The sequence below is a fragment of the Aeromonas sp. S2(2024) genome (genome assembly GCF_041402505.1).
Lineage (GTDB): Bacteria > Pseudomonadota > Gammaproteobacteria > Enterobacterales > Aeromonadaceae > Aeromonas > Aeromonas media.
Map to the genome: position 1 here is coordinate 82,682 of NZ_JBGLRL010000017.1, position 10,197 is coordinate 92,878.

Annotated in this window: 21 protein-coding genes; 20 read left to right on the forward strand and 1 reads right to left on the reverse strand. The window is 52.3% G+C overall.

Going from position 1 to position 10,197, the window contains the following annotated elements:
- Positions 1–8: 8 nt before the first annotated feature.
- The 20 genes from rplP (at position 9) to rplQ (ending at position 9,519) form a co-directional block, all read left to right on the forward strand.
- Positions 9–422, forward strand: a complete 414-nt coding sequence (rplP, locus tag ACB039_RS16220) for a 50S ribosomal protein L16 (RefSeq protein WP_005307963.1) — start codon at positions 9–11, stop codon at positions 420–422.
- A complete protein-coding gene (gene rpmC, locus ACB039_RS16225) occupies positions 422–613 on the forward strand; it encodes a 50S ribosomal protein L29 (RefSeq protein WP_005307965.1) in 192 nt (63 codons plus the stop codon). Before rplP ends, rpmC begins: the two co-directional genes overlap by 1 nt.
- Complete coding sequence (gene rpsQ, locus ACB039_RS16230; protein ID WP_005307966.1) at positions 613–861, forward strand: 30S ribosomal protein S17; 249 nt, start codon at positions 613–615, stop codon at positions 859–861. Before rpmC ends, rpsQ begins: the two co-directional genes overlap by 1 nt.
- Positions 862–1,009: 148 nt before the next feature.
- Positions 1,010–1,378, forward strand: a complete 369-nt coding sequence (gene rplN, locus ACB039_RS16235) for a 50S ribosomal protein L14 (protein WP_005307975.1) — start codon at positions 1,010–1,012, stop codon at positions 1,376–1,378.
- An 11-nt stretch (positions 1,379–1,389) separates the two neighbouring features.
- Positions 1,390–1,707 carry a 50S ribosomal protein L24 gene (gene rplX / locus ACB039_RS16240; RefSeq protein WP_025325387.1) on the forward strand — a complete coding sequence of 106 codons (318 nt, stop codon included), beginning with the start codon at positions 1,390–1,392 and terminating at the stop codon, positions 1,705–1,707.
- A 13-nt stretch (positions 1,708–1,720) separates the two neighbouring features.
- Positions 1,721–2,260 carry a 50S ribosomal protein L5 gene (gene rplE / locus ACB039_RS16245; protein ID WP_005331162.1) on the forward strand — a complete coding sequence of 180 codons (540 nt, stop codon included), beginning with the start codon at positions 1,721–1,723 and terminating at the stop codon, positions 2,258–2,260.
- Positions 2,261–2,270: 10 nt separating this feature from the next.
- Entirely contained in the window at positions 2,271–2,576 is a 306-nt protein-coding gene (rpsN, locus tag ACB039_RS16250) for a 30S ribosomal protein S14 (RefSeq protein ID WP_005331161.1), read from the forward strand.
- Between the two features lie 19 nt (positions 2,577–2,595).
- The gene (gene rpsH / locus ACB039_RS16255) at positions 2,596–2,988 is read left to right on the forward strand and encodes a 30S ribosomal protein S8 (protein WP_010672564.1); all 393 of its coding nucleotides are present in this window, start codon (positions 2,596–2,598) and stop codon (positions 2,986–2,988) included.
- A 13-nt stretch (positions 2,989–3,001) separates the two neighbouring features.
- Positions 3,002–3,535, forward strand: coding sequence for a 50S ribosomal protein L6 (gene rplF / locus ACB039_RS16260; protein WP_025325388.1), 534 nt, complete (start codon positions 3,002–3,004; stop codon positions 3,533–3,535).
- A gap of 9 nt (positions 3,536–3,544) precedes the next feature.
- A complete protein-coding gene (gene rplR / locus ACB039_RS16265; protein ID WP_033130012.1) occupies positions 3,545–3,898 on the forward strand; it encodes a 50S ribosomal protein L18 in 354 nt (117 codons plus the stop codon).
- Between the two features lie 14 nt (positions 3,899–3,912).
- The gene (gene rpsE, locus ACB039_RS16270) at positions 3,913–4,413 is read left to right on the forward strand and encodes a 30S ribosomal protein S5 (RefSeq protein WP_005340605.1); all 501 of its coding nucleotides are present in this window, start codon (positions 3,913–3,915) and stop codon (positions 4,411–4,413) included.
- Positions 4,414–4,419: 6 nt separating this feature from the next.
- A complete protein-coding gene (gene rpmD / locus ACB039_RS16275; protein WP_005307985.1) occupies positions 4,420–4,599 on the forward strand; it encodes a 50S ribosomal protein L30 in 180 nt (59 codons plus the stop codon).
- A 2-nt stretch (positions 4,600–4,601) separates the two neighbouring features.
- The gene (gene rplO / locus ACB039_RS16280; protein ID WP_025325390.1) at positions 4,602–5,039 is read left to right on the forward strand and encodes a 50S ribosomal protein L15; all 438 of its coding nucleotides are present in this window, start codon (positions 4,602–4,604) and stop codon (positions 5,037–5,039) included.
- A gap of 8 nt (positions 5,040–5,047) precedes the next feature.
- Entirely contained in the window at positions 5,048–6,376 is a 1,329-nt protein-coding gene (gene secY / locus ACB039_RS16285) for a preprotein translocase subunit SecY (RefSeq protein WP_042652867.1), read from the forward strand.
- A gap of 27 nt (positions 6,377–6,403) precedes the next feature.
- Positions 6,404–6,517: a 50S ribosomal protein L36 gene (rpmJ, locus tag ACB039_RS16290; protein WP_005319705.1), complete on the forward strand. Its 114-nt coding sequence runs from the start codon at positions 6,404–6,406 to the stop codon at positions 6,515–6,517.
- Positions 6,518–6,656: 139 nt separating this feature from the next.
- Entirely contained in the window at positions 6,657–7,013 is a 357-nt protein-coding gene (gene rpsM, locus ACB039_RS16295) for a 30S ribosomal protein S13 (RefSeq protein ID WP_005307991.1), read from the forward strand.
- Positions 7,014–7,027: 14 nt separating this feature from the next.
- The gene (rpsK, locus tag ACB039_RS16300; protein ID WP_005319702.1) at positions 7,028–7,417 is read left to right on the forward strand and encodes a 30S ribosomal protein S11; all 390 of its coding nucleotides are present in this window, start codon (positions 7,028–7,030) and stop codon (positions 7,415–7,417) included.
- A gap of 39 nt (positions 7,418–7,456) precedes the next feature.
- Entirely contained in the window at positions 7,457–8,077 is a 621-nt protein-coding gene (gene rpsD / locus ACB039_RS16305; RefSeq protein ID WP_010672568.1) for a 30S ribosomal protein S4, read from the forward strand.
- Positions 8,078–8,102: 25 nt separating this feature from the next.
- A complete protein-coding gene (rpoA, locus tag ACB039_RS16310) occupies positions 8,103–9,092 on the forward strand; it encodes a DNA-directed RNA polymerase subunit alpha (RefSeq protein ID WP_005307997.1) in 990 nt (329 codons plus the stop codon).
- A 43-nt stretch (positions 9,093–9,135) separates the two neighbouring features.
- Positions 9,136–9,519 carry a 50S ribosomal protein L17 gene (gene rplQ / locus ACB039_RS16315; protein WP_005307999.1) on the forward strand — a complete coding sequence of 128 codons (384 nt, stop codon included), beginning with the start codon at positions 9,136–9,138 and terminating at the stop codon, positions 9,517–9,519.
- A gap of 429 nt (positions 9,520–9,948) precedes the next feature.
- On the opposite strand, the gene ACB039_RS16320 is transcribed toward rplQ, so the two are convergent.
- Positions 9,949–10,197: hypothetical protein (locus ACB039_RS16320; RefSeq protein ID WP_371166037.1), on the reverse strand; the 249-nt coding region annotated here is incomplete at its 5' end.

Sequence of the window (10,197 nt, forward strand, 5' to 3'; positions counted from 1 at the left end):
TTCGGTAAATGTTGCAACCTAAGCGTACTAAATTCCGCAAGACCCATAAGGGTCGTAACCGCGGTCTGGCCAACTCTGGTAACGAAGTATCCTTCGGTACCTTTGGCCTGAAGGCGACATCTCGTGGTCAACTGACTGCTCGTCAAATCGAAGCAGCCCGTCGTGCCATGACCCGTCACGTAAAGCGTCAAGGTAAGATCTGGATCCGTGTGTTCCCGGACAAGCCCATCACCGAAAAGCCCCTCGAAGTTCGTATGGGTAAAGGTAAGGGTAACGTGGAATATTGGGTCTGCCCGATCCAGCCTGGCAAGGTTCTGTACGAGATGGATGGTGTACCTGAGGCTCTGGCGCGTGAAGCGTTTGCCCTGGCCGCAGCTAAGCTGTCCGTTCAGACCACTTTCGTAATTAAGACGGTGATGTGATGAAAGCCCAAGATCTGCGTCAAAAGAGCGTCGAAGAACTGAACCAGGAGCTGCTGGGTCTGCTGCGTGAGCAATTCAACATGCGCATGCAAGCTTCCACCGGCCAACTGGCTCAGACTCACACTCTGAAACAAGTGCGTCGTGACGTCGCACGTATCAAGACTGTACTGACTGAGAAGGCAGGTGCGTAATGACTGACAAGATCCGTACTCTGCAAGGTCGTGTAATTAGCGACAAGATGGACAAGTCCATCACCGTCGCTATCGAGCGCAAGGTAAAGCACCCGATCTACGGTAAGATCATCAAGCGCACTACCAAGCTGCACGTACATGACGAGAACAACGAGTGTAAAGCTGGCGATCTCGTGGAAATCCGCGAATGCCGCCCGCTGTCCAAGACCAAGTCCTGGACCCTGGTTGCTGTCGTAGAAAAGGCCTAATTCGGTACTTTTTAGCCCAAACGGCCCCCCATCGGGGCCGTTTGTTTTTTAGGCTACCTTTTCAAAAATACCTGTGTTATAGTTTCGCGCCTTTTGAAGGCAGCCAGATCCCATCAGGGATAAGAAGTAAACAAAGCGGAGCACTAAGATGATCCAGATGCAAAGTATGCTGGGTGTTGCCGACAACTCCGGCGCTCGCAGTGTAATGTGTATTAAGGTTCTGGGTGGTTCGCACCGCCGTTATGCCGGCATCGGCGACATCATCAAGGTTTCCATCAAGGAAGCCATTCCTCGCGGTAAAGTGAAGAAAGGTGATGTGTATAACGCGGTGGTCGTACGCACCCGTAAAGGCGTTCGTCGTCCGGACGGCTCAGTCATCCGTTTCGACAACAATGCGGCTGTGTTGCTTAACAACAACCAACAGCCAATCGGTACTCGTATTTTTGGCCCGGTGACCCGTGAACTCCGTAATGAGAAGTTCATGAAGATTGTGTCCCTGGCACCCGAAGTACTGTAAGGAGTCGAACGATGGCAGCTAAAATCCGTCGCGAAGACGAAGTAATTGTTCTTACCGGCAAAGACAAGGGCAAGCGTGGCAAAGTCACTCAAGTCCTGATTGCAAAAGGTAAGGTAATCGTGGAAGGCATCAACCAGGTGAAGAAACACCAGAAGCCGGTACCCGCATTGGGTCAGGCTGGCGGTATCGTCACCAAAGAAGCCCCCATCGATGTATCTAACATCGCGCTGTTCAACTCTGCCACTGGCAAGGCTGACCGCGTTGGTTTCCGGATTGAAGACGGCAAGAAAGTCCGTTTCTTCAAATCCACCGGCGAACTTGTGAAGTAATTGGAGTTTAACGATGGCGAAACTGCATGATTACTACAAATCCGATGTAGTAAATGAACTGTCCAAGCAGTTCGGTTACAAGACTATCATGCAAGTCCCTCGGATCGAGAAAATCACCCTGAACATGGGTGTTGGTGAAGCGATCTCTGACAAGAAGTTGCTGGAAAATGCTGCTGCCGATATGGCTGCCATTTCCGGTCAGAAACCGCTGATCACCAAAGCACGCAAATCTGTTGCGGGCTTCAAGATTCGTGAAGGCTACCCGATAGGTTGTAAAGTAACCCTGCGTGGCGAGCGTATGTGGGAGTTCCTGGAACGGCTGATTTGCATCTCCGTACCGCGTATCCGTGACTTCCGTGGTCTGAACGCCAAGGCGTTCGATGGCCGTGGTAACTACTCCATGGGCGTGCGTGAGCAAATCATCTTCCCGGAAATCGACTATGACAAGGTCGATCGCGTCCGTGGTCTGGATATCACCATCACCACTTCCGCGAATACCGACGAAGAAGGCCGTGCTCTGCTGGCTGCCTTTAACTTCCCATTCCGCAAGTAAGGTTAGGGTTATGGCTAAAACATCCATGAAAGCACGTGAAGCAAAGCGTGCGAAGCTGGCAGCCAAGTTCGCGACCAAGCGTACCGAGCTGAAAGCTATCATCGTTGATATGAACGCTTCTGAAGAAGCGCGTTGGGATGCTGTCTTGCAACTGCAACAGCTGCCCCGTGATTCCAGTCCGTCCCGCCAGCGTAACCGTTGCAACATCACTGGTCGTCCGCACGGTTTCCTGCGGAAGTTTGGCCTCTCTCGCATCAAGGTGCGTGAGCATGCCATGAAGGGCGAAATTCCGGGCCTCAAAAAGGCCTCTTGGTAAGAATCTCGGGAGTTAGACTATGAGCATGCAAGATCCGATCGCGGATATGCTGACCCGCATCCGTAACGGTCAGGCGGCGAGCAAAGTTGCGGTTTCCATGCCTTCTTCCAAGCTGAAAGTGGCTATTGCCAAAGTGCTGAAAGAAGAAGGTTACATCGCTGGCTACAACGTAGCTGGTGATGTGAAGCCGGAACTGGAAATTGAACTGAAATATTTCCAGGGCAAGCCGGTTGTAGAACTGATCCAACGCGTGAGCCGTCCCGGCCTGCGTATTTACAAGCGCACTACTGATCTGCCGAAAGTCATGGGCGGTCTCGGTGTTGCTATCGTGTCCACGTCTAAAGGTGTGATGACCGACCGTGCTGCCCGCAAGGCAAGCATGGGTGGTGAGATCATCTGCTACGTCGCTTAATAGGAGGTCGGAAATGTCTCGCGTTGCTAAGGCACCCGTCACTATTCCTGCTGGCGTAGAGGTGACTCTGAACGGTCAGGAACTGTCCATCAAAGGTGGTAAAGGTTCTCTGGTTCGTTCCATCCACGCCGGTGTAGAAGTGACCAAAGAAGACAATGTACTGAAGTTCGCCCCGCGCGACGGCATCGCTGGTGCTGACGCTCAGGCCGGTACTGCCCGTGCATTGGCTAACAACATGGTAATCGGTGTTACCCAAGGCTTCGAGCGCAAGCTGCAGCTGGTTGGTGTAGGCTACAAAGCCTCCATCAAGGGCAATGCTGTCGCGCTGGCTCTGGGCTTCTCTCACCCGGTTGAGCATGCGCTGCCGGCTGGTGTCACCGCTGAATGTCCGTCCGCCACAGAGATCATTCTGCGTGGTGTGGACAAGCAGCTGGTTGGCCAAGTCGCCGCCGATATCCGTGCTTACCGCGCTCCGGAGCCCTACAAGGGCAAGGGTGTACGCTATGCCAACGAGCAAGTGCGTACTAAAGAAGCTAAGAAGAAGTAAGGTAACACTATGGACAAGAAAGCAGCTCGTCTCCGTCGTGCTACTCGTGCTCGGAAAAAGATGCAGGAACTGGGAGCTACCCGTCTGGTTGTTCACCGTACCCCGCGTCATATCTATGCGCAGGTTATCGCAGCCAACGGTTCCGAAGTTCTGGCCTCTGCTTCTACAGTAGAGAAAGCCATCAGTGAAGCGCTCAAATCTACCGGTAATGCTGATGCAGCTACCGCAGTAGGTAAAGCAATCGCTGAGCGTGCTATTGCCAAAGGCGTTCAGAACGTATCTTTCGATCGTTCCGGTTTCAAGTATCACGGTCGTGTAGCCGCTCTGGCTACCGCTGCTCGTGACGCTGGTCTTCAGTTCTAAGCTAGGAGTCGAAGATGGCTAAAGTCGAATCTCAAGCCGGCGAACTGCAAGAAAAGCTGATTGCAGTAAACCGTGTTTCGAAAACTGTTAAAGGTGGTCGTATCATGTCCTTCACCGCGTTGACCGTGGTGGGTGATGGTAACGGCCGTGTAGGTTACGGTTACGGTAAGGCCCGTGAAGTTCCGGCCGCTATTCAAAAAGCGATGGAACAGGCTAAGCGTAACCTGAACAAGGTTGAACTGAACAATGGCACTCTGCACCACCCGGTGCGCGGTGTTCACTCCGGTTCCACCGTGTTCATGAAGCCGGCCTCACAAGGTACTGGTATCATTGCAGGCGGCGCCATGCGTGCCGTGCTGGAAGTTGCCGGTATCCACAACGTGCTGGCCAAGACCTACGGTTCCACCAACCCAATCAACGTTGTTCGCGCAACTGTAGACGCTCTGGTTCACGGTCAATCACCGGAACAGATCGCTGCCAAGCGTGGTCTGCGCGTTGAAGAAATTCTGGGGTAATGCGACATGGCTAACACTGTAAAAGTAACTCAAACTCGCAGCTCTATCGGCCGTCTGCCAAAGCACAAGGCGACTCTGCGTGGTCTGGGTCTGCGTCGCATTGGTCACACCGTTGAGCTGGAAGATACTCCCTGCGTACGCGGTATGATCAACCAGGTTTATTACATGGTTAAGGTGGAGGGCTAAGCATGCGTCTGAATACTCTGTCTCCGGCCGCTGGTTCCAAGCGTGTTAAGCACCGTCCGGGCCGTGGTATCGGTTCTGGTCTGGGCAAGACCGGTGGTCGTGGTGTGAAAGGTCAAACTTCTCGTTCCGGTGGCGGTAAAGTCCGCAACGGTTTCGAGGGTGGCCAGATGCCTTTGAAAATCCGTCTGCCGAAGTTCGGTTTCTTCTCTCGTAAATCTTTGGTTTCTGCCGAAGTGCGCCTGAACGAAATCGCCCTGGTAGAAGGTGATGTGGTCGATTTGAGCACTCTGAAGCAAGCCGGTGTTGTTACCAAGAACATCGTTTTCGCTAAAGTTGTTCTGTCTGGCAACATTGACCGTGCTGTGACCGTTCGTGGTCTGTCCGTCACCAAAGGTGCACGTGCAGCCATCGAGGCCGCTGGCGGTAAAATCGAGGAATAATCAGTACAATGGCTAAGAAACCAGGATTGGATGTTAAAGCACAAGGTGGTCTGAGTGAACTGAAGAGCCGTCTGCTCTTCGTTCTCGGGGCAATTATCGTGTTCCGCGCAGGCTCTTATGTGCCGATTCCTGGTATTGACGCCGCCGTACTGGCCGAGTTGTTCCAACAACAGAAGGGCACCATCATTGAGATGTTCAACATGTTCAGTGGTGGTGCACTCTCGCGTGCTTCTATTCTTGCGCTGGGGATCATGCCGTACATTTCGGCGTCGATCATTATCCAGCTGCTGACTGTGGTTCATCCTGCTCTTGCTGAACTCAAGAAAGAGGGTGAATCCGGCCGTCGCAAGATTAGCCAATATACCCGTTGGGGCACGCTGGTTTTGGGAACGTTCCAGGCCATTGGTATTGCAACCGGTCTGCCGAATATGATGCAAGGACTCGTGACTCATCCGGGTTTGGGCTTCTATTTCACAGCCGTTGTGAGTCTGGTCACCGGTACCATGTTCTTGATGTGGTTGGGTGAACAGATTACCGAGCGTGGGATTGGTAATGGTATCTCGCTGATTATTTTCACAGGTATCGTTGCTGGTCTGCCTCATGCCATTGGCGCTACGGCCGAACAGGCACGTCAAGGGGAATTGCACATCCTGCTGTTGTTGTTGCTGGGCTTGATTGTTTTCGCAGTGACTTACTTTGTGGTGTTCGTGGAGCGTGGTCAGCGTCGTATCGTCGTTAACTATGCCAAGCGTCAACAAGGCCGCCAGGTATTCGCCGCGCAAAGCACACACCTGCCGTTGAAAGTGAATATGGCCGGTGTGATTCCTGCGATTTTCGCATCCAGCATCATCCTCTTCCCAGGGACCATTACCTCTTGGTTTGGTCAGGGCGAGGGCAAGGTGGCTGATGTCCTGCAACAGGTCTCTATGGTCCTGCAGCCGGGTCAACCCTTGTATGAGATGCTCTATGCAGCAGCCATTATCTTCTTCTGCTTCTTCTATACCGCGCTGGTGTTCAACCCCCGCGAGACAGCAGATAATCTGAAGAAGAGTGGAGCCTTTATCCCGGGGATCCGCCCGGGCGAGCAGACAGCACGTTACATCGATAAGGTTATGACTCGCCTGACATTGGCAGGTGCGCTCTATATAACCTTTATCTGTCTGGTACCCCAGTTCTTGATGACTGCCTGGAACGTACAGTTCTACTTCGGTGGCACTTCGCTGCTGATTATTGTGGTAGTTATCATGGACTTCATGGCTCAGGTTCAGACCCATATGATGTCTCATCAATATGGCGACGTCCTGAGGAAGGCCAACCTGAAGGGCTACGGCCGCTAAAGGTCGGCGTAGTTACGGAGTTAAGCAATGAAAGTTCGTGCTTCCGTTAAGGCAATCTGCCGTAACTGCAAAATCATCAAGCGTCACGGTGTGGTGCGTGTGATTTGCAGCGAGCCAAAGCATAAACAGCGCCAAGGCTAATTTTTTACGGTTAGTACTTGCAACAAATAGTTGTGCTGGCTAATATAGCCAGCCAACTTTTGTTGTGTATTGGTTGACCGCCACGTATCCGCTCACGGGCTTTGTGGTGGTCGTTATCTACTATATGTAGGAGTGAATAGTGGCCCGTATCGCTGGCATTAACATTCCTGACCATAAGCATGCAGTCATTGCGTTGACTGCGATTTATGGCGTCGGTCGTACCCGCTCCAAGGCCATTTGTGCCGCAGCCGGTATCGCTGAGAATGTGAAAATTAAAGACCTGGACGAAGCTCAGATCGAGAGTCTGCGTGAACAAGTAGGTAAATTCACCGTTGAAGGTGACCTGCGTCGTCAGATTTCCATGAACATCAAGCGATTGATGGATCTGGGTTGCTACCGTGGTTTGCGTCACCGTCGTAGCCTGCCTGTTCGTGGTCAACGTACCAAGACCAACGCTCGTACCCGTAAGGGTCCGCGCAAGGCTATCAAGAAGTAACGGGAAGGTAGAAAATGGCTAAAACTCCGACTCGTGCTCGCAAGCGCGTTAAAAAGCAAGTGAGCGACGGTATTGCGCACGTTCATGCATCTTTCAACAACACAATCGTGACCATTACTGACCGTCAGGGCAATGCTCTGTCTTGGGCTACCTCTGGTGGTTCCGGTTTCCGTGGTTCCCGTAAGTCCACTCCGTTTGCTGCCCAGGTAGCTGCTGAGCGCGCTGGTGAGATCGCCAAAGAATACGGCGTGAAGAACCTGGAAGTCATGGTCAAAGGTCCGGGTCCCGGTCGTGAGTCTTCCATCCGCGCTCTGAACGCGGCTGGTTTCCGCATCACTAATATTACTGATGTGACTCCGATCCCGCACAACGGTTGTCGTCCTCCCAAGAAGCGCCGCGTATAACGCTGTAGCTACTTGGTCTAGGATTGTTGGAGAAAGAAGATGGCAAGATATATCGGTCCTAAGCTTAAGCTTAGCCGTCGTGAGGGCACCGACCTCTTCCTGAAGTCTGGTGTTCGTGCGATTGATTCTAAGTGCAAGATTGACACCGTTCCTGGTCAACATGGTGCGCGTAAAGCGCGTCTGTCTGACTATGGTGTGCAACTGCGCGAGAAACAAAAAGTACGTCGTATCTACGGCGTATTGGAAAAACAGTTCCGCAACTACTACCGCGACGCTGCCCGTCAAAAGGGTAACACCGGTGAAAACCTGTTGCAGCTGCTGGAAGGTCGTCTGGACAACGTCGTCTACCGCATGGGCTTCGGCGCCACTCGTGCTGAGTCTCGTCAGCTGGTGAGCCACAAAGCCATCATGGTAAACGGCCGCGTTGTGAATGTTCCTTCTTTCCAGGTATCCCCTGAGGACGTGATCTGCGTTCGCGAGAAGGCTAAGAAGCAAGCGCGTATCAAAGCTTCCCTGGAAGTTGCTGGTCAGCGCGAGAAGCCGACTTGGGTAGAGGTTGACGCTGCTAAGATGGAAGGTGCCTTCAAGCGCCTGCCAGAGCGTTCCGACCTGTCTGCCGACATTAACGAACAGCTGATCGTCGAGCTTTACTCCAAGTAAAGCTAGCTTCTAAAGAGAGGACACAATGCTGGGTTCTGTAACAGATTTTCTTAAACCGCGGCTAGTTGACATCGAGCAAGTTAGCCCGACTCACGCGAAAGTGACTCTCGAGCCGCTTGAGCGTGGCTTTGGTCACACGCTGGGTAATGCCCTGCGTCGTATTTTGCTGTCATCTATGCCCGGTTGTGCAGTTACTGAAGTCGAGATCGACGGAGTACTGCACGAGTACAGCAGCAAAGAAGGTGTACAGGAAGACATTCTTGAAATCCTGCTCAACCTGAAAGGTATCGCTGTGAAGCTGGAAGGCAAGGACGAGGTAACTCTGTCCCTGACCAAGTCTGGAACAGGCCCCGTTACCGCTGGTGATATCACTCACGGTGATGAAGTCGAGATCGTAAACCCGGAGCACGTAATCTGCCACCTGACAGGAGCCAATGCTGAGATCAGCATGCGTCTGAAAGTTCAGCGCGGTCGTGGTTATGTGCCTGCTTCTGCTCGTGTTCACAACGATGATGAAGAGCGTCCTATTGGTCGCCTGCTGCTGGACTCCGCGTTCAGCCCCATCGTTCGCATCGCCTACAATGTTGAGGCGGCACGTGTGGAACAGCGCACCGACTTGGACAAGCTGGTTATCGACATGGAGACCAATGGTACTCTGGATCCGGAAGAAGCCATTCGCCGTTCTGCCACTATTTTGGCCGAACAGCTGGAAGCCTTCGTGGATCTGCGCGATGTCAGCGTGCCCGAGAAGAAAGAAGAGAAACCCGAGTTTGATCCGATTCTGCTGCGTCCTGTCGATGATTTGGAGCTGACAGTTCGTTCAGCGAACTGTCTGAAGGCAGAAGCTATCCACTATATTGGTGATCTGGTACAGCGTACCGAAGTTGAGTTGCTTAAAACTCCTAACCTCGGTAAGAAGTCCCTGACTGAGATCAAGGACGTGTTGGCCTCCCGTGGTCTGTCTCTTGGCATGCGCCTTGAGAACTGGCCGCCCGCCAGCATCGCTGACGAGTAATCCAGATTACGGGTTTCACAGATTTAGTTAGAAGGATAAGGTCATGCGCCATCGTTTGAGTGGTCGTCAACTGAACCGGAACAGCAGCCATCGTCAGGCTATGTTCCGCAACATGGCCAGCTCCCTGGTTCGTCATGAGATCATCAAGACGACTCTGCCTAAGGCAAAAGAGCTGCGTCGTGTAGTTGAACCGCTGATCACCCTTGCCAAGACTGATAGCGTTGCTAATCGTCGCCTGGCATTTGCCCGTACTCGCGATAACGCGATCGTGGCTAAGCTGTTCAATGAACTGGGCCCGCGCTACCTGGAGCGCGCCGGCGGTTATACTCGCATTCTGAAATGCGGTTTCCGTGCAGGCGACAACGCCCCTATGGCTTACATTGAGCTGGTAGACCGCCCGGCCGCTGCTGAAGCAGCTGCTGAGTGATAAAGAAAAAGCCGGGCTTGTCCCGGCTTTTCTTTTAATTGATTCTGATACTGCCTCAACTGCCTCAACTGCCTCAACTGCCTCAACTGCCTCAACTGCCTCAACTGCCTCAACTGCCTCAACTGCCTCAACTGCCTCAACTGCCTCAACTGCCTCAACTGTACTGTGGCTATTAACTAGTCCTTCATCTACCTCTTCCTTATATAGATATTCCTCATCATCAAGGCGAGCCTTCATTTACCTGATGCAGTGATGTGAGCACCAACAAGATGCAGAGATCTATACAAGGAACTCTGCTAACTGTTCCTAATTTAGGTTCGCTTTGTGGATAAGTCTGTATAAAAGCTGTGCCTTGTTATGAATAACTAAAAAACTACCATTTTTTGCAATTTTATTGCTTTGAGGGGCTTGCCAGAAAGTTTCAGCTCCCTATAATGCGCCTCCATCGACAGGGCAAGCGGCAACGCAAACAACCTCGTCGGTAACCTCGAAAAGCCTTTGAAAATAAGGCTTGACTCGAGAAGGCGGTTGAGTAGAATTCCACTCCCGCAGCAACACACTGTTGCGTCGCTCTTTAACAATTTGAATCAAGCAATCTGTGTGGGCACTCACAGCATCGAACATCAAACAATTTTGTTGATTTTCAATGTCTGGTGAAGTGACCAAGACAACTTCGGT